The organism is Bacillus sp. GB_SG_008 (assembly GCF_052038115.1).
GTDB lineage: Bacteria > Bacillota > Bacilli > Bacillales > Bacillaceae_G > Bacillus_A > Bacillus_A rhizoplanae.
The window spans coordinates 96261-115661 of record NZ_JBPZSK010000005.1; the positions used below are offsets into that span (position 1 = coordinate 96261).

The 19401-nt window shown below is 35.1% G+C and carries 18 protein-coding genes; 13 read left to right on the top strand and 5 right to left on the bottom strand.

The genetic code is table 11. The features are described 5' to 3' along the window. Window positions 1–14 precede the first annotated feature (14 nt). A complete protein-coding gene (lexA, locus tag ACTDJC_RS14290) occupies window positions 15–635 on the bottom strand; it encodes a transcriptional repressor LexA (protein ID WP_098311100.1) in 621 nt (206 codons plus the stop codon). A gap of 141 nt (window positions 636–776) precedes the next feature. Between lexA and ACTDJC_RS14295 the strand changes: the two genes are divergently transcribed. Next, complete coding sequence (locus ACTDJC_RS14295; RefSeq protein ID WP_440603809.1) at window positions 777–1433, top strand: YneB family resolvase-like protein; 657 nt, start codon at window positions 777–779, stop codon at window positions 1431–1433. 45 nt (window positions 1434–1478) lie between these two features. Continuing rightward, window positions 1479–1718 (top strand): DUF896 domain-containing protein, encoded by a 240-nt coding sequence (locus tag ACTDJC_RS14300; protein WP_098311098.1) that lies wholly within the window; start codon window positions 1479–1481, stop codon window positions 1716–1718. A gap of 45 nt (window positions 1719–1763) precedes the next feature. Here ACTDJC_RS14300 and ACTDJC_RS14305 read toward each other — a convergent pair whose 3' ends face one another. After that, window positions 1764–3347, bottom strand: a complete 1584-nt coding sequence (locus ACTDJC_RS14305) for a bifunctional metallophosphatase/5'-nucleotidase (protein WP_440603810.1) — start codon at window positions 3345–3347, stop codon at window positions 1764–1766. Between the two features lie 257 nt (window positions 3348–3604). Here ACTDJC_RS14305 and ACTDJC_RS14310 point away from each other — a divergent pair, with 257 nt between their 5' ends. The 7 genes from ACTDJC_RS14310 to ACTDJC_RS14340 all read left to right on the top strand — a co-directional run bounded on the left by ACTDJC_RS14310 (window position 3605) and on the right by ACTDJC_RS14340 (window position 12248). Continuing rightward, a complete protein-coding gene (locus tag ACTDJC_RS14310; RefSeq protein ID WP_440603811.1) occupies window positions 3605–4339 on the top strand; it encodes a MerR family transcriptional regulator in 735 nt (244 codons plus the stop codon). 440 nt (window positions 4340–4779) lie between these two features. Then, window positions 4780–6780, top strand: coding sequence for a transketolase (tkt, locus tag ACTDJC_RS14315; RefSeq protein WP_440603812.1), 2001 nt, complete (start codon window positions 4780–4782; stop codon window positions 6778–6780). A 253-nt stretch (window positions 6781–7033) separates the two neighbouring features. Beyond that, window positions 7034–7474 (top strand): sporulation inhibitor of replication protein SirA, encoded by a 441-nt coding sequence (gene sirA / locus ACTDJC_RS14320; protein WP_440603813.1) that lies wholly within the window; start codon window positions 7034–7036, stop codon window positions 7472–7474. Between the two features lie 78 nt (window positions 7475–7552). Continuing rightward, a complete protein-coding gene (locus ACTDJC_RS14325; protein ID WP_098309636.1) occupies window positions 7553–7774 on the top strand; it encodes a YneF family protein in 222 nt (73 codons plus the stop codon). Window positions 7775–7899: 125 nt separating this feature from the next. Beyond that, window positions 7900–9651: an ABC transporter transmembrane domain-containing protein gene (locus ACTDJC_RS14330; protein WP_440603814.1), complete on the top strand. Its 1752-nt coding sequence runs from the start codon at window positions 7900–7902 to the stop codon at window positions 9649–9651. Further along, on the top strand, window positions 9651–11414 hold the full coding sequence (locus ACTDJC_RS14335) for an ABC transporter ATP-binding protein (protein ID WP_440603815.1): 1764 nt from the start codon (window positions 9651–9653) through the stop codon (window positions 11412–11414). Before ACTDJC_RS14330 ends, ACTDJC_RS14335 begins: the two co-directional genes overlap by 1 nt. 255 nt (window positions 11415–11669) lie before the next feature. Continuing rightward, window positions 11670–12248, top strand: coding sequence for a DUF2238 domain-containing protein (locus ACTDJC_RS14340; RefSeq protein ID WP_440604005.1), 579 nt, complete (start codon window positions 11670–11672; stop codon window positions 12246–12248). Between the two features lie 342 nt (window positions 12249–12590). Here ACTDJC_RS14340 and ACTDJC_RS14345 read toward each other — a convergent pair whose 3' ends face one another. Continuing rightward, the gene (locus ACTDJC_RS14345) at window positions 12591–12797 is read right to left on the bottom strand and encodes a DUF3903 domain-containing protein (RefSeq protein ID WP_440603816.1); all 207 of its coding nucleotides are present in this window, start codon (window positions 12795–12797) and stop codon (window positions 12591–12593) included. A 140-nt stretch (window positions 12798–12937) separates the two neighbouring features. On the opposite strand from ACTDJC_RS14345, the gene ACTDJC_RS14350 reads away from it, so the two are divergent. From ACTDJC_RS14350 to ACTDJC_RS14360, 3 genes are all read left to right on the top strand, one after another. Continuing rightward, window positions 12938–13339, top strand: a complete 402-nt coding sequence (locus ACTDJC_RS14350; protein ID WP_440603817.1) for an NUDIX hydrolase — start codon at window positions 12938–12940, stop codon at window positions 13337–13339. Window positions 13340–13645: 306 nt separating this feature from the next. Beyond that, window positions 13646–14542: an acetoin biosynthesis transcriptional regulator AlsR gene (gene alsR / locus ACTDJC_RS14355; protein ID WP_440603818.1), complete on the top strand. Its 897-nt coding sequence runs from the start codon at window positions 13646–13648 to the stop codon at window positions 14540–14542. A gap of 166 nt (window positions 14543–14708) precedes the next feature. Then, a complete protein-coding gene (locus tag ACTDJC_RS14360) occupies window positions 14709–16607 on the top strand; it encodes an FtsX-like permease family protein (RefSeq protein WP_440603819.1) in 1899 nt (632 codons plus the stop codon). 11 nt (window positions 16608–16618) lie between these two features. Here the strand turns inward: ACTDJC_RS14360 and ACTDJC_RS14365 are convergent, their stop codons facing one another. Continuing rightward, on the bottom strand, window positions 16619–17227 hold the full coding sequence (locus ACTDJC_RS14365) for a hypothetical protein (protein WP_440603820.1): 609 nt from the start codon (window positions 17225–17227) through the stop codon (window positions 16619–16621). 219 nt (window positions 17228–17446) lie between these two features. Here ACTDJC_RS14365 and ACTDJC_RS14370 point away from each other — a divergent pair, with 219 nt between their 5' ends. Continuing rightward, window positions 17447–18010 (top strand): FtsX-like permease family protein, encoded by a 564-nt coding sequence (locus ACTDJC_RS14370; RefSeq protein ID WP_440603821.1) that lies wholly within the window; start codon window positions 17447–17449, stop codon window positions 18008–18010. A 147-nt stretch (window positions 18011–18157) separates the two neighbouring features. Here the strand turns inward: ACTDJC_RS14370 and ACTDJC_RS14375 are convergent, their stop codons facing one another. After that, on the bottom strand, window positions 18158–19066 hold the full coding sequence (locus tag ACTDJC_RS14375) for an EamA family transporter (RefSeq protein WP_440603822.1): 909 nt from the start codon (window positions 19064–19066) through the stop codon (window positions 18158–18160). Between the last annotated feature and the right edge of the window lie 335 nt (window positions 19067–19401).

Sequence of the window (19401 nt, forward strand, 5' to 3'; positions counted from 1 at the left end):
CAGCTGGTCTGTTTTTAGTGTAAATGACGATAGACACCAATTACTTTTCCGATAACAGAAACGTTATCTAAAATGATAGGCTCTAAAGAAGAGTTTTCTGGCTGCAAACGGAAATGATCTTTTTCTTTGTAAAAACGTTTTACCGTAGCTTCATTGTCCTCTGTTAAAGCGACAACGATCTCACCATTGTAAGCAGATTGCTGTTGGCGAACAACAACTAAGTCTCCGTCAAAAATACCGGCTTCAATCATACTATCTCCGGAAATGCGTAACATAAATACTTGATCTGAGCCTGAAACGAGGTTTGCCGGAAGTGGGAAATGTTCTTCTACACTTTCAACTGCTGTAATTGGTGAACCAGCTGTAACTTTCCCGACAATCGGTACGTGAACGACTGGTTGTGTATCCGTTTCGATGTTATCGTTTCCTAAAATTTCAATGGCTCTCGGTTTTGTTGGATCGCGGCGAATGTATCCTTTTTCCTCTAAGCGAGATAAATGTCCGTGCACAGTAGAGCTAGAAGCAAGACCGACTGCTTGACCGATTTCACGTACGGAAGGCGGATAACCTTTTTCTTGTACTTTTTGTTTAATGAAGTCGAGAATGTCTTGCTGTCGTTTCGTTAACTTCTCCATGTTTTTCACACCTCGTTTTCTTTAAATTTTCTTACTTGTATTATAACATGTGAAAAAACATTCTACAAACATAAGTTCGAACGAATGCTTAGTTTGTGATACACTATGATGTGAAAAGTGAGATAGAGAAGAGGGTATGAAATGAATGCGATTATTTATGCACGTGTGAGCACGACGAAAGAAGCGCAGGAAACATCATTAGCACGCCAAAAAGATGAATTATTGCATTTAGCTAAGCGGTATCAAATGAATATCGTAAGAGTAGTAGAAGAGAAAGCGAGCGGATATAGCATAGAACGAGATGGTATTTTGGAAGTGTTAGATACTATTCGTGATGAACAAGTTGATGTGCTTCTCATCCAAGATGAAACACGTCTTGGGAGAGGGAATGCGAAAATTGCCTTAATGCATTGTTTACACAAAGAAGGAGTAAAAGTATATACACATGCACATAATGGCGAATTGCAGCTTTCTGACGCAGATTCAATGGTACTTGATATTATTGGTATAGTAGAAGAATACCAGAGAAAGATTCATAATTTAAAGATTAAACGTGGAATGAAGCGAGCTGTAGAAAATGGATTTCGTCCAGAGAAAAACTTAAAGAATCGTCATTTAAGCACAGGGCGGGAGAAAAAAGAAGTACCTATCGAAGAGATTGTTCGTCTGCGCCGCAATGAATTAACATTTGAAGAAATTGCAGCAACGCTTCGTGGTTTTGGTCATGAAGTATCAAAAGCGACTGTACATCGCCGGTATGTAGAGTATACGAAGCAATTGCTTGATAAACAAGAGTAACTATTGTATGATAATAATCAGTTTTTAGTAGAAAGGGGATTCGAGATGCTAAGTCACGAACTCATTGAACGCATTAATTTCTTAGCGAAAAAAGCAAAAGCAGAAGGTTTAACGGAAGAAGAGCAACGTGAGCGTCAATCGCTCCGTGAACAATATTTAAAAGGTTTTCGTCAAAACATGTTAAACGAATTGAAATCAATCAAAGTTGTTAACGAAGACGGTAAAGACGTTACGCCGAAAAAGTTAAAAGAATTAAAAAAACAAAATAAAGCAAAGTTAAATTAAAAGATGGGCGCAGCCCATCTTTTTTAAGTTTGATAGGAAAATTCATTATTTAACAACTTTCCAATTATGATTAGTCATCGCTTCGATTGTTTTTCGTTCTAATATGTAATTTGCAATGAGCTCAGACATATCAATTGGTATATCTTTTATAATGGGCTTATTTTGATACATTACGTAATTTCCGCCACCACTTGCACGATAATTGTTCATGACAACGTCATACTCTTGATGCAAGTGAATAGGAGACCCTTCATATTGTAGGGAAACGACTCTTTCCCCAACTGGTTTTGAAATGTTTAATATGTATGAAATTCCTTCCCACATATCGTAATTATAATGCTGCGGTTTTGGTTTGATATATGCAGGGTTTACAATGATATTTCCATCTGTATCTAACGAGAAATATTCGGCAGATAGTTCAAGGGCCTCTTTTATATCTTTTCCTGTAACACGAATGACCTTTAGGGTATTGGGATAAATATAATTCGAAACAATATCTCTCATTGTAATGCGGTTTGGAAAGCCGGAAGATTCATTATGAAACAAGCTTGTACAAGAAATATTCACTCCAGCTACATCCATCTGTACTTTATTTATAAATTCGATGAAGGGATGATCTTGCAAACGAGTTTGCATCGCATTGCGAATCAGCATATCACCAATAATAGTACCAATAGGTTGATCTAACCAACGCTGAGTTTGATTTTCATATGTAGATGCCAGTGAAAGTACCATTTCGTCTGCTGGAACATTTTCCGCAGATAACAATTCAGAATAACATTCCTCAACAATCCACTCGGTATTATCCTTTTTTAAGGAGACGTGTACTTTTCCTAATGATTTCCCATTGCTGCCCGCCTGTAAGACGGTTACTCCATTTATTTTTGTATGAGCAATATAGCGATGTTGGTGTCCTGTTAACAATACATCGATTCCTTCTACTTCTTGACATATTGCATATCCTTGATTTTCACCAGTTAAAACTTCTGTTGGCTCTCCAGTTTGCAAATCTCGTTCAAACCCTCCGTGATATGACACAATAAGTAAATGAGGTTGTTCCTGTTTACGAATATAAGAAATCCACTTTTTTGTTGATTTTAATGCATCTTCAAAAGTTAAATTTTCAATATGTTGTGGTTGTTCCCAGTTTGGGATGTAGTGAGTTGTAACCCCTAGTATCGCAACTTTTATATCAGGATGTATATGTTTAATGATATAGGGTTTTCCAAAGTAAGGCTCCATTGTTTTTTTATCTAAAATATTAGCAGCTAGGTAGGGCATTTTTGCATTTGTAATTGCTTTGTTTAATATGTCCATTCCATAGTTGAATTCATGATTGCCGATAATTGCTGCATCATAGCCGATATGATTGGCGATGATAGACATTGGGTGTTCTTCATGCTGCATATATTTGGCGTAGTAATAAGTAAACGGAGTTCCTTGAATGAAATCACCGTTATCGATCAAGATTACATGTTCATTTTGGGTACGTTCTTGCGCAATACGTGTTGTAAGTTTTGCTAATCCGAATTCTGCTTTTTCGTTATTTTGATAGTGAATAGGGTAAACCGTACCATGTACATCACTTGTTAGTAAGATAGTTATATTTACTACATGATTCAGATTCAATAGTATCAACCTTCTTTATTGTTATCTTATGATAAATCATAACAAATAATTTTAATAAAATATTTATGGCTATTATTGATTTCATTCTTAATTCAATTCGCAAATAGATTGTATAAATCATTTGTATCCTACTTGAAAAACGTCTTCTATTTTGGGTTAATAACTGAATAGAAAACGTTTTTTATATTTTTTATCTTTTTGTGTTGACTCTAACGTTACGTCATACTTTATCGTATGTACTAAGGGAGGGCAAAATGATGACAATGAAAGTAAAAGAAGTAGCAGATTTAGTTGGTATTAGTGTGCGCACACTACATCACTATGATGAAATTGGGTTATTAACTCCTGAGGAGACGACCGAATCTGGTTATCGCCTTTATTCCAACGATAATTTGGAGACATTGCAACAAATCCTGGTTTTTAAAGAACTTGGCTTCCCTTTAAAGAAAATTAAAGAAATTATCAATGATCCTTCATTTAATCGAGAAGAGGCACTCGTTTTGCATCGTAAAATGCTGCTTGAGAAGCGCTTTAGACTCGATAAAGTGATTGCAACGATTGATAAGACGATTCAACATACGAGAGGAGAAATTCAAATGACGAACAAAGAAAAATTTGAAGGCTTTGATTTTAGTCAAAACCCATATGAGCAAGAAGCACGTGAAAAATGGGGAAATGAAGCTGTTGACAAGGCAAATAAAACAGCAGCAAACATGACGAGAGAAAAACAAGAAGAATATAATGCAATCTATAGGAAACTCGCGGCACTTCGTAATGACTTACCTGAATCAGAGCAGGCCCAAAAAGCAATTAAAGAATGGTATGATTATTTGCAGAACTTTGGTCATTATTCATTGGATGCATTTAAAGGTCTAGGGCAAATGTATGTAGATGATGAACGTTTTACAAAAAATATTGACCAATTCGGTGAAGGTTTGGCTGAGTTTATGCGTGATGCGATGGCAGTGTATGCAGATCGTAATAAGAAGTAAAATGTATGTATACAATTTTAAAGGTCCTATTCTCCATTTGGGAGAATAGGACCTTTTGTTTACGAGATAAGAAAAAGTTGGTTTTTATATTAGGAGATGTAGTGTGGTTATCAATTGTAATCAAAATACGATATTTTAATTCATAAATAAAAAATGCGGGAAAAAATATGTGTATCATTTCGGATGCAATGTTTAAAGATAATGAGGGGTTGTATGTAATTATTGATTAGTGACAAGCAATAAAGAATCCAAGGGTTTAAGAAAGGTTTGGACATAAGAGTATAGCAAATATACATTGTGAATTTTAGTACGTTTTTTGAACAAATCCGAAAAAACATCAACATATTTGTCCGTACATGTTGTATAATCTTGCAAGGAAAGATATCATATAGATGTGTAAAACGAAAACGTTTTCTACTATAAACGAAGGGAAGAATAGCATGTCATATTCAATCGAACAACTTTCTATCAACACGATTCGCACATTATCCATTGATGCGATTGAAAAAGCAAACTCTGGTCACCCAGGAATGCCAATGGGTGCAGCACCAATGGCGTATACAGTATGGACGCAATTTATGAAACATAATCCAAATAACCCAACGTGGTTTAACCGTGATCGTTTCGTATTATCTGCAGGTCATGGTTCAATGTTATTATACAGCTTACTTCATTTATCTGGTTATGATGTAACAATGGATGATTTAAAGAATTTCCGCCAATGGGGAAGCAAAACACCAGGTCATCCTGAGTTCGGTCATACACCAGGTGTAGACGCAACAACAGGTCCACTTGGACAAGGTATTGCAACAGCTGTTGGTATGGCAATGGCTGAAAGACATTTAGCAGCGAAGTACAATCGTGATGAGTATAACGTTGTTAACCACTATACATACGCAATTTGCGGTGATGGAGACTTAATGGAAGGCGTTTCTGCTGAAGCATCTTCATTAGCGGCTCATTTAGGATTAGGCCGTCTTGTTGTGTTATATGATTCTAACGATATTTCATTAGATGGCGATTTAAATCGTTCTTTCTCTGAAAGTGTAGAGGATCGTTATAAAGCATACGGTTGGCAAGTAATTCGTGTTGAAGATGGGAACGATATCGGAGCAATTACGAAAGCGCTTGAAGAAGCAAGGTCTGACGAAAAACGTCCAACATTAATCGAAGTAAGAACAACAATCGGATTCGGTTCACCAAACAAATCTGGAAAATCAGCTTCACATGGTTCTCCACTAGGTGTAGAAGAAACGAAATTAACAAAAGAAACATATGCTTGGGCATTTGAACAAGATTTCCATGTACCAGAAGAAGTATATGAGAACTTCCGTAAAACAGTACAAGATGCTGGACAAACAGCAGAAGCTGAGTGGAACACAATGCTTGATGATTATGCAAAAGCATATCCAGAATTAGCAGCTGAACTGCAAACAGCAATGAAAGGTCTTCTTCCAGAAGGTTGGGATAAGAACTTACCAACATACGAACTTGGTTCAAAAACAGCAACTCGTTCATCTTCAGGACAAATTATTAATGCAATTGCTGAATCTGTACCATCATTCTTTGGTGGATCTGCAGACCTTGCTGGTTCTAACAAAACATACATGAACAAAGAAAAAGACTTCACAAGAGAAGACTACAGCGGTAAAAATATTTGGTACGGTGTACGTGAGTTTGCAATGGGTGCAGCAATGAACGGTATTGCACTTCATGGCGGTTTAAAAACTTACGGTGGTACGTTCTTCGTATTCTCTGACTACTTACGTCCAGCAATTCGTCTTGCTGCGTTAATGCAACTGCCAGTAACATATGTGTTCACACATGATAGTATCGCAGTTGGAGAAGATGGACCAACGCATGAGCCAGTTGAACAGCTTGCAGCTCTTCGTGCAATGCCAAACGTATCTGTTATTCGTCCTGCTGATGGTAACGAATCTGTTGCAGCTTGGAAGTTAGCGTTAGAATCTACAAAAACACCAACAGCATTAATCTTAACTCGTCAAGATCTTCCAACATTAGAAGGTGCTAAAGACGATACGTATGAAAAAGTTGCGAAAGGTGCATACGTAGTTTCTGCAAGCAAAAAAGAAACTGCTGATGTAATTTTACTTGCAACTGGATCTGAAGTAAGCTTAGCAATTGAAGCGCAAACAGCATTAGCACAAGACGGTGTTGACGCAGCTGTTGTCAGCATGCCGTCTATGGACCGCTTTGAAGCACAATCTGCTGAATATAAAGAATCTGTATTACCAAAAGCAGTAACAAAACGTTTTGCAATTGAAATGGGTGCTACATTCGGATGGCATCGTTACGTTGGTCTTGAAGGAGATGTACTAGGTATCGATACATTCGGTGCTTCTGCTCCTGGTGAAAAGATTATGGAAGAATACGGATTCACTGTAGAAAACGTTGTTCGCAAAGTAAAAGAAATGCTTTAATGATTTTGGAAAAATCTCTCCGGCATGGAGGGATTTTTCTATGTAAAAAGATTTATACCGCTACTTTGGGGGCAGTAAGACCTTGATTAGGGAGAGTTTTCCATAAGTAGGGGATGAAGAAAATCTCTTACTGATCGAAGTTTCAATTTATTCGACAGAAAAAGTTTTTTCTTTCTCCGCAGTCAGACAATCATTGCATATTTGTTTCTATATAATGAAAAGAAATAAAGTTGTCCAATGCGGGAGGGAAAATATGAGAACGTATGAACTGTACTTAATTCAAGAAGATGTTACGAAGTCGTATTTCGGTCGTGAGTTTTTATTGTTTGATTTGTTTGCTCGCTTTGCACAGTCTCGTTCCCTTTCAGAAAAGAAAGTGTTGTATAAACAAATGAAGTATATTACATTGCCCTTACAAGTAATGAAATTACATCATAAAATGGAACAGGCACTGCGAACATACGGGAAATATGAAAGAAATGAGCATACGCATATTATATCTAATGGAAATGTGTACGGGGAAGTGAGTATTAAGCCGCAGTATATTCGAATGCATACTTCTGAAAATGTTGAAATGGAAACAGCTATTTTTGAAGTGCTTAGAAAATGTGAATTAACATTTCTTGCGATGGATTATGAGAGTAAACAATACGGATGGTTAAATCCTCTCAAACAAGTGCGTACTTATATATAAAAAATGTCGAATACAATCTTGTCTTATTGAAAAGGTTTTAGTACACTGTAAGGTAGACAACATGAAGGAGGAAAATATATGTCAATTTGGGTAGTTGTTCTAGTGGGCGTATTAGCACTAGTAGCAGGCGTTGCGTTAGGATTTTTCATCGCACGCAAATATATGATGAACTATTTACAAAAAAATCCACCAATTAATGAACAAATGTTAAAAATGATGATGATGCAAATGGGACAAAAACCATCCCAAAAGAAAATCAATCAAATGATGAGCGCAATGAATAAACAACAACTGAAATAAGCGCTATAAAAGGCACTCGATAGGAGTGCCTTTTTATTTTGTTTTCTAAAGTTGTTTTAAACTTTAAAAAATTCAGTAATTTTGATAAACTGAAAACATCGCTCATTTGGGATAGGAGGTATATAATGAAAGTTTTTTTTGACTTAGCATGGTTTTTTAAACAAGAGAAACGAGCGTACATAACTGGTATTTTTTTATTGTTTGGCGTTGCTCTTCTTGAGCTTGTGCCACCAAAAGTGATCGGCATCGTTGTTGATGAAATTAGCAATCATTCATTAACAGCTGAGAAGCTATTACAATGGGCAGGGATTTTAATTGGTGCTGGGGTGACGATGTATATTTTGCGTTATGTGTGGCGCATAATGATTTTCGGTTCTTCTTTAAAGTTAGCCCGTCAATTACGTCAAAAACTGTATAAGCACTTTACTAATATGAGCCCATCATTCTACCAAAAGCATCGTACCGGTGATTTAATGGCACACGCAACAAATGATATTCAAGCAGTTCAGCAAACAGCTGGCGCTGGGGTGTTAACGTTTGTAGACTCATTAGCGGTGGGCGGGTGTGTTCTTGTTGCGATGGGGGTTACGATTAGTTGGAAGTTAACATTACTCAGTTTAATTCCGATGCCAATCGTAGCGATTGCGACAAACTATTATGGAACGTTGTTACATCGTCGTTTTCATAAAGCGCAGCAGGCTTTTTCGGAAATCAATGATAAAGTTCAGGAAAGTATGAGTGGAATGAAGGTAATTCGTTCACTTGGTCAAGAAAAAGAAGATTTACAAGCATTTCGCGATAAATCGGAAGATGTAGTACAGAAAAATATTCTTGTTGCTCGCATTGATTCATTATTTGACCCGACAATTTCTTTAATTGTAGGTTTTTCTTTCTTAATTGCAGTGTGTTATGGTTCTGTATTGGTTGTTCGTGGTGAGCTTACGATAGGAGAACTTATTACGTTTACTTCTTATTTAGGGACGCTCGTATGGCCGATGTTAGCGTTTGGGTGGCTATTTAATATTATGGAGCGTGGGCGTGCTTCTTATGATCGTATTCAAAAATTATTCATGCAAGTATCAGATGTTGTGAATAGAGAAAAGGCAAGCGAAGAAGTAGCAAGTGGTAATATCGAGTTTGATATTGAGGCATTCTCGTACAAGAAAAATGAAGTGATAAATCTACAAGGGATTCATTTTTCTTTACAAAAAGGGGAAACTTTAGGGATTGTAGGACGTACTGGAGCAGGAAAAACAACATTATTAAAGTGTTTAATTCGAGAATATGATCATTTTGATGGAGCGGTACGAGTTGGAGAAACCGATATTCGAGATATGACGTTACATGCTATTCGTTCCGCTATTTCGTATGTACCACAAGATCATTTCTTATTTTCTGCAAATATAGGAGAAAATATCGCATTTGGAAAACCGGATGCTACCTATAAAGATATTGCACATGCAGCTACTATTGCATGTATTCATGAGGATATTACGAAATTTCCAGAAGGATATGAAACAGTGGTTGGTGAACGCGGCGTTTCTTTATCAGGTGGCCAAAAACAGCGTATTTCGATTGCGCGTGCATTATTAACAAATGCTGAAATTTTAATTTTAGATGACTGTTTATCAGCAGTAGATGCAAAAACAGAAGAAACGATTTTAGCGGCGTTAAAGCGTGAACGTGAAAATAAAACGACTATTATTACAGCGCACCGCCTAAGTGCTATTCAGCATGCAAATTTAATTCTCGTTATTGACGATGGGAAGATTGTACAGCGTGGAACGCACGAAAGTTTGATGCAACAAGACGGCTGGTATAAAGACATGTATGAAAGTCAACAATTAGAAGCACTAGTTGAGAAAGGAGGGGTATAATGAACGAGAAAAAACGAAGCGATCTATGGCGTCTATTATCTTATATGAAGCCATATAAAAAACTGCTGACACTAGCGTTTTTATTTTTAGTTGGTGCAACTGTAGCGGAAATGATGGGCCCTTTTTTAATTAAGGAATTTATTGATGAACATTTAGTTCCGAGGAATTTTGAGCAAAATGTATTAGTGACGTTATTTGTTGTGTATATAGTTTTTCATTTATTAAAAGTCCTTTTTACGTATTTGAATTTATTATATTTCCAAAACATTGCCTTCAAAATTGTGCAAGATATGCGTGTAGAAGTATATGAACATGTTCAAAGTTTATCGCTTAGCTTCTTTGATCGTACACCAATTGGAACGCTCGTTTCTCGGATAACGAACGACACAGAAGCGATTAAAGATTTCTTTGTAAGTGTATTATCTACTTTTGTAAAAAATATTGTATTTTTAATCGGTATTTTAATATCTATGTTTCTACTTAACGTGAAGCTTGCCTTATTTTCATTACTTCTTATTCCAACTATGATTACGATTATGGCTTTTTATCGTCGCAAGAGTTCAGTCTTTTATTTAGAGCTTCGCAATCAATTAAGTATATTAAATGCAAAATTGAATGAATCTATTCAAGGTATGAACATTATTCAAGTATTCCGCCAAGAAAAACGGATGCGTAAAGAATTTGAAGAAGTAAATGAAAAACACTACGGAGCAGGACGTCGCAATTTGAAATTAGATGCACTGCTTTTACGTCCGGCGACCGATCTTGTTCATATTTTGGCAATTGTATTGGTGTTGACGTTGTTTGGAATTGATGCAATGCATAGTCCTGTTGAAGTTGGTGTATTATATGCTTTTGTTAACTACATTCATCGTTTCTTTGATCCAATAAACGAAATGATGATGAAATTGTCTTTCTTCCAGCAAGCAGTTGTGTCATCATCGCGTGTGTTTCATTTAATGGATGAAAAAGATTTAGCACCAGTACAACAAGGTAATGGAACTCCTTTCATGACGGAAGGGGAAATTGAGTTTAAAAATGTTACTTTCTCTTATGATGGAAAACGTGACGTACTGAAAAATGTATCTTTTCATGTAAAACCTGGGCAAAATGTTGCTTTTGTTGGGCATACAGGTAGTGGGAAAAGTACAATTATGAACTTATTGATGCGTTTTTATCATGTTAATCAAGGGGAAATTGTAATTGATGGGGTTCGGTTAGAGAACTTTCAAGAGATGGAAATACGAAAACGTATCGGTCTTGTATTACAAGATGCTTTCTTGTTTGCTGGAACAGTTAAACAAAACATTCGCATGTACGATGAAAATATTACAGATGAAGAAGTGGAAGAAGCTGCAAAATTTGTGCAAGCAAATACATTTATTGAACAGCTATCAGATCAATATGATACAGAGGTAGTTGAAAGAGGAGCGGCGTTTTCAAGCGGTCAAAGACAGCTTGTAGCATTTGCGAGAACTGTTGCTACAAATCCGAAAGTATTAGTGCTAGATGAGGCAACAGCGAACATCGATACAGAAACAGAAGAAGCAATTCAAACAGCATTGCAGCGTATGCGAAAAGGGAGAACAACCATTGCGATTGCACATCGTTTATCGACAATTCAAGATGCTGACCAAATCTTTGTGATGCATGATGGTCAAATTGTTGAGAGAGGAACACATCAAGAATTGTTGACGCAACAAGGGTTATATTACAATATGTATTTGTTGCAGAATAAAGGAAGCCTTCAGAAAGCCTTGTAAGAACAAGGTTTTGAAGGCTTTATTTTTGTTGAAATGAGCATATTGAATTTAATACTGGATCTCTAGAGAGTTTTCATCTTATGTTTAAAAGAATTTAAATATTTGTTTTTTGTTCATTCATTACTGAACAATAAGGATTGCATGAAATGGGGTAATTTGTATTTTAATCGAACGCATATTCTTTGGATGGGTTGAAATATGGTATAAGTAACTTAATTATAGGAGGAGGAGAACTTGACGATACATCGTTCACATATGCTATTATTTATTAGTTTTTGGATCGCTTTATTTATCTCAGGAATACAGCCGAAAGATTTGTTTACATGGTGGCTAGAAGTATTACCAGCTATTATTCTTATATTGATTTTAGCAGCGACATATCATCGATTTCGATTTACAACGTTTACGTATGTTTGGATTTGGTTCCATATGCTTATATTACTTATCGGTGGACATTATACATATGCAGAAGTACCTCTCTTTAATTGGTTACGTGATACGTTTCATTTAGAAAGAAATTATTATGACCGCGTAGGCCATTTTGCGCAAGGTTTCGTTCCTGCTCTTTTAACACGTGAGGTTCTCATCAGAGTGGCAGAAATTCAAAAAAGAGGATGGTTATCAGTCCTTGTAATTGCTGTGTGTTTAGCATTTAGTGCGCTATATGAATTGCTGGAATTTTTAGTTGCGAAATTGACAGGAACGGCAGCAAATGCCTTTTTAGGTACGCAAGGAGATTCGTGGGATACACAGTGGGATATGACCTTCGCGCTAATAGGTGCAATTTTAGCTTTATTGTTGTTTAGGAATGTACAAGATAGAAAGATGGAATAAGAGATATTAATATGTATTACATATTAATTATATATGTAATACATATTTCCCATATAAAGAAGATTACTATACTATATTAGATGTAACATTCGAATGTTTGATGTATTACCGGTAATATCCCTATCCCTTTTCTAAAAATGCGAACTAGATTTACCCTTTTTCCGCATAATTTTTCATAGATTGTACGGAAATATTGTTCGATATCCATTATGGAACGTACATAATGGAAAAATCCCGATTTCTTAGAAGATGCCCCTAATCTTCATGTGATAATGTGTACGGAAAAAACATAAATATTTTCTCCGTTTACAATCGGAAAAAAAAGAAAGCTGGCCATTTTGGTCAGCTTTCTTTTTTTTCTGCAATGATTTCCTCTTTTATAATCTCTGTTTTCAATAATAATGCTTTTCCAAAACGGCGCTGACATTCTTCAGTTATTTTTTTAACTGCCAATGTGTTAGAAGAAGCAGCAACAGTTACTAATGTTTGTCGTGTTCCTCGATTTTCCTCACAAAACACACAATCCACAACATACTTAGAAACTTTCACAGAATCCTTCCTTTCTGTTTTTTTAGGAATGCGCTGTCTTTGAAGTTGCTGAAAGTATTCGATAGATTACAAGTTTTTTCCTCTTTTTTCGAGGAGAAGTTAGGTAAAAGACAGAATAATATGTATGGGAGGGATAGAGGATGAAGCGTTGGATTGGAGCAGCAGCAATTTGTATCAATGACAATAAAGAAGTATTAATGGTATTACAAGGAAAACGAGAAGAAGAAAAACGTTGGTCTGTACCCTCAGGTGGATTAGAAAAAGGAGAAACATTAGAAGAGTGTTGTATACGTGAAGTATGGGAAGAAACAGGGTATCATATTGAAGTTATTGAGAAAGTACATGAAAAAACAGGTGTTACATTCGATATTCCTGTACACGTACATTATTATGTTGTGAATGTAGTAGGGGGAGAAAGAAAAATTCAAGATCCGGATGGATTGATTTATAAGATTGAGTGGAAACCACTTCAAGAACTTAAAAATATTCCCCTTTCATTTCCGGAAGATTATGAGTTACTACGAAGGTATGTGAATATTTAGTGTATATGTTAGGAAATGATTGAGGCGAGAAATGTGAAAATGCCTATAGAGATAATTGAATATTGAAAGGGATAAAAGAAAACGTATATTAGAATTCTCTTGTATACGTTTTCTTTTATTTTTACGCATTTCGAAACGTGATAAGAGAGCTGAACTTGTTTCTAATGTTAATAACGTTGATAAGCTTACGATTTATTGGTAAAAGGTTTGGAGATTTTACCGTGGGATTTTTTAAAAATATTTGTCTAATATATAATTCTTATGTTATTAATTTATTATATATATTAATAAAGAAGGGTGTTCTATATGGAATTACGGCATTTACAATACTTTGTTGTTGTAGCAGAAGAGCTTCATTTTGGAAGAGCGGCAGCTCGCTTACAGATGACGCAGCCACCGCTTAGTCAACAAATTCAACAATTAGAACAAGAAATGGGAGTTACACTATTTTCAAGAACGAAACGAAGAGTAGAGTTAACAGAAGCAGGGGAATTGTTTTTAAAAGAAGTGAAAAAAGCTTTTATACAAATTGATAAGGCAGTCGAAGTTGCCCAACGAGCACAAAGAGGAGAAATTGGATCGCTGTCTATTGGTTTTGTTGGGTCAGCAATGTATGATATTTTGCCGCCAATCGTTCGAGAATATCGAAAAAAATTTCCGAATGTATCTGTTGTCCTGCATGAATTATCTACACCAGAACAAGTAGATGCACTTCACGATAATCGAATTGATGTCGGACTATTACGGCCACCTATTACAAGTCAATTATTACAATTGGAAACAATTCAGCATCTTCCTTGTACACTTTGTTTACCGAAGACGCATCCGCTTGCGAATAAACAAGCAATATATATTGAAGATTTGCAAAAAGAATCTTTTGTTTTCATTTCACGAAATGTTTGGCCAACATTATATGATAATATTCTCTCTTTATGCCGTGATGCAGGGTTTAGTCCGCAAATTGTACAAGAGGCAACAGAGTATCAAACCGTGGTAGGACTTGTTGCTGCTGGAATTGGGATAACGGTAATACCAGTGTCTGCAAATAAATTATACCAATCAGAAGTTGTATACAAAGAAATATGCGATTCTAATTTTGTTGCAGAATTAGCAGTTGCGTATCGAAAAGCAAATATAAATCCAGAATTACAAGAGTTTTTGAAAATAGCGAAAGCAAGAGAAACGAACGGATTTACAAAATGACGAGAAAAATGACAAAACTGTAAGAATGTACTGAAGTATGTAAGGAAGTTCGATGTTTTCCTCATTCTTTTTTTATTATAGTAAAAGAGAAGAAAGAATAAGGAGATGTCATGCTCATGATGATACATATGTTTATAAAAATAAAAAAACGTGGGAGGGAAGGTAGATGACATTTTCTCAACTCGCGTTTAAAAATGTTAGTCGAAATATGCGTGCATATGCTGCTTATTTTTTAAGTAGTGCATTTTCGGTTATGATTTTCTTTTTATATGCTTTATTTATTTATCATCCTGATATTTATGAAAGTAAGGAATTTCCAAATGCTGTGCGGCAAGGAATGCTTGTTGCAGAATACATTATTTATTTCTTTTCTTTTTTCTTTATTTTTTACTCTGTTAGTTCATTTTTAAAGGTTAGGAATAAAGAGTTTGGTATTTTTGTTATTCATGGCATTACAAAGCAGCAATTAATTCGGATGATTTTCTTTGAAAATATGATTGTCGGTATAGGTGCTCTCATAAGCGGTATTGCTTTAGGTTTTTTATTTGGAAAGTTATTTTTTATGTTAGCAAGTACAGTGATGAACTTAAAAAGTTTGCCGTTCTATATGCCATGGCAAGCTATGAAATTAACAGCGGTTGTGTTTTTGGTATTGTTTTTCATTGTTGCTTTTATGACAAGTTTATTTGTGCAAAGCAAAAAAGTGATCGCGCTATTAAAAGGGAATAAGAAGCCCAAACCTGAACCGAAAGCTTCTATTCTATTATCTATAGTAGCAGCAAGTTTGATCGCAATTGGATATATTTTATCTATGGCAGCAACTCCTGGTATTATCATGTTTTTATTGTTACCTGTTACAACAATTGTAATTATTGGTACTTATTTTTTATATTCACAACTTAGTGTATTTATCATAAGGTTTTTAAAACAATGGAAACATATATATTGGAAGAAAACAAATTTATTATCCTTTTCTATGTTAGCCTACCGCATGAAAGATAATGCACGTATGTTCTTTATGGTAACGATTGTGTCGACTGTTGCTTTTTGTGCCATTGGAACGTTTGCTGCTTTTTTAGAAACACAAAAGAATGAAACGATGAATAACATACCATTTGCTTTTAGTTTGATGACTTATAATGAACATCAAGCACAGAAAGAACAATATGAAAACGAAATTGAAGCTACTTTTCAAAAGGAAAAGATTATCTATAAAAAGGTCAGTGCGCAGTTGAGTTTTCAAGCGATTTCTAATCAGACGCAACCAGCCGTTATTATGAGCCAGGCTGATTATAATACATTTGCAAAGCAGCTTGGTTATGAAACGGTGGCATTAACAGGGAATGAAATAGCTCGTGTTCCTTCTTTTGGGCAAAGTAATTTTATTGATACTTCTAAAGAATCAGATGTAACGTTACAAGAAAGCGGAACACAACTGTATATTTCTTATGTGGTGCAACATAATATTTTTTCAGGCGGTGTATTTCCAGGTCAAATCTTAGTTGTTTCTAATGAAATGAAACAATTGATTACAGAGGGGCAGAAAACAGTAAGTTATACAGCGTATGAAGTGAAGAACTGGGAAGGAACGACGCAAGTAGCAGCGCAATTAGAGAAACAAATAAACCAAAAAGGGCAATATGAATTCTCATCACGCATTACAACTTATAATGAAATTAAACAAATGACAAGTATTATTTTATTTATCGGTTTGTTTGTCGGAGTGATATTTTATTTATCTGCTGTCAGCTTTTTATATTTTCGTTTATTTACTGATTTAGAAACGGATAAACAATATTATAAATCACTTATGAAACTAGGTATGGACGGGGATGAAATGAAACGAATTATGACCGTACAAATGGGAGCATTATTCTTTATTCCGATTCTCATAGCTGTATTGCATACGAGTGTTGCTTTAATGACGTTGCAAAAATTATTCGTAACAGAGATTTTTCGTTCATCACTTATTGTTATTGGGATATTTTTATTCGTTCATACATGTTACTTTTTACTCTTAAGAAGACGCTATTTTTTACAATTGAAAAAGCAAATTATGCGATGAAAGCAGCGATGTTACTTTGTAACATCGCTGTTTTTAACTTCAATACAATATGTATATACGTGTTCATTTTCTTTGATAAGACGTTGTATAGAACGATCATCTTCAAGAGAAGTTGCAGATCCTTCTATTTTATTTGTGTTAAAAATCCATGCCCCAAGAATAATCTTTTCGTTGTACTTTATTGTTTTTCCTTCACGAATCGATGTGAAAGTAGATGCATTTCTTTCTGGAAATATCTCTTCAAAGAATTTATACGAATCTCCAGAAATATTCATAAACCACTGCTGAACTTCACGTGTGCCGTTCTCATATTGAAATGTTTGCTGCCCGAAAGCAAGTTTTATTTTTTCTTTTTCAAAATGGGATGAAGAAAGTCCGCCGATTTCTTTTACTTTTGTTCCGTCTTTATAATACTCAATGGTTGTACGAATTTCGTCTTGTTTGTTTGGAAGGGTTGCTTCATAGATATATATGTTTCCTTGTTGAATGGGAGTTAAGTTTAAGATTTGTTCTTCTTGTTTTGTTAATTTGTACGGCTTAACAAATGGATGCGTATGATTTGTACAACCGCTAATAAGGAGTATCAGCAGCATGGGAAGAAGAAAGAACCTTTTTTTCATGTCATCACCTCAGCTTAATATATTATACGTACTGTGAAATATTTCCTTTAAATAGATGATAGAGGTGTTGCAATTATTAATACATATATCGAATAAATGTATGTATTTTTCAATCTAAGTCTTAAGGCTTAGATATAATTCCTATTGGAGGTCGATGCGAAGGCATATATCATTTTATATACTAATTTGTGGTATAGGAAGTTGTACGGAGGAGTTGTTATGTCGTTATTTCAATTAGCAAAGAAAAGTATACAGGCACATGCGGCAGAACGGTTACAACATTTTGTTTTTATAGCTTGTAGTGTGATTGTATATTTTCTTTTAGTATCCATTCAATATAATGAAGCAGTTGTAGGGGCAATAAAGCATAAATTATTTTTATATTATGGATCAACAATAGCCTTCAGTTTTTCATGTCTTTTCATACTGTATGTACATGCTCGTTTTATGAAAAATCGTCAAAAAGAATTACAATCGTATCGATTCACTGGTATGAAGCGAAGACAACTAGGTCTTATATTGTGCTATGAACAACTTATGATAGGGGGAGGAGCACTTGTTTTTGGGCTTCTTCACGGTATGTTATTTTTAAAGTTATTTACTGTTATTATTATGAGATTAACGGGTAGTCATGGAATAAGTAGTGCACCGATTACAATATATGGCCTTTTGTATACAGCTATTTTATTTATTATTATGATTTTACTGACGGCGGGGCAATGTTATCGATGTGTGTATCAGTTGACTGTTGTAGATTCATATAACGTGAATGACAAAGTATGAATGCTTTATATGTAAAACATGACATAAAGTGAAACTTCCATCATTGTTTTTTTTCATCCCTACTGATGGTTAGTTGAACCAATTGTTCTTACTGTCCGTTAATGCGGGATAAAATGAAAACCGGACTTCCTAGAGAAGTCCGGTTTTTTATGCTGCCACTTTTTTATGTGTATGCTGCCTTGTGGATCGTCCACGTATTTTATATGCAATTTGAGGAATTGTAATTCCTACAAGGATAAGTGCAACACCAAGCCATTGTGAAGTCATTACAGCTTCTTTTAAGAAAAGCACCGACATAATGGTTGTAACTGGTAGTTCAGCGGCGCCTAAAATTGTTGCTAAACCAGAGCCGATTTTTGGAATTCCAATTGTAAATGTAATGGTGGGAATCACGATACTAAATGTCCCTAATGCTAACCCGTATTTCCATAATCCGTTTGTAAGTGCACCATTGTATATAAACGTTGGTGGGAAAGCAATCATTACTAATGTTAATGCGCCGGCCATAAGCAATACGCCGCGAGGTAATGATGGAACTTCTACTGCCACTCTTCCGCTCACGAAAATATAAAAAGCAAATGCAATTGCTGATAATAATCCAAAGAAGATACCTTTCATATCAAAGCTTCCTGCTGATTGCTCGAGTAATCCGCTTGAAAGAAATGTTCCAGTTAGTAAGAAAAGGACAGAAATCAATTTCTCTCTAGAAGGAAATGTTTTTGTTGCAACTGCTTCAATGATAATCCCGATCCAAACGAATTGGAATAGTAAAACAATAGCGATAGAAGCTGGTACAGTTTGTAATGAACCGTAATAAAAAATACCTGTTAAGCTAGCTGATGTGCCTGCGATAAATAAAATAATCATTTGCTTTAATGGTACACGATGCCTAGAGATTAATAATGTAATCGCAAGTAAAATGAGCCATCCGAACAAATATTGACTTCCGATTACTTCTCCTAGTGTAAATCCTTCACTGTACGCAAATTTAACAAAGATTGCTAAAATACCGTAACTGCATGCTCCTAATAAAACGAGTAATGAATAACGAAGCACCCTATATTCCTCCAATCTATTTTATTAGTAACTATGTTCCAGAACGAACAAATATAGCTAGATGGAAGTATACAAAATTAAAAATGTAGGGTCAACTGAAAGAAAAGTGTGACATTTTATAGAATAATAATAAAAGTATGATATTTATGCATAATGATGAAAAAAGAGGGATATATTGCTTGAGAATATAAGAGGAATATGAATATAACTTTCATTGCAAAAAAATATTTTATAATAATAAATGAAGTGAAATATATAAATCAAAATTAAAAAACGACATAAAAACCTCTTTCTTTTTAGGTGGGCAAGAGCATCTAATGCATAGCAGCGACTTA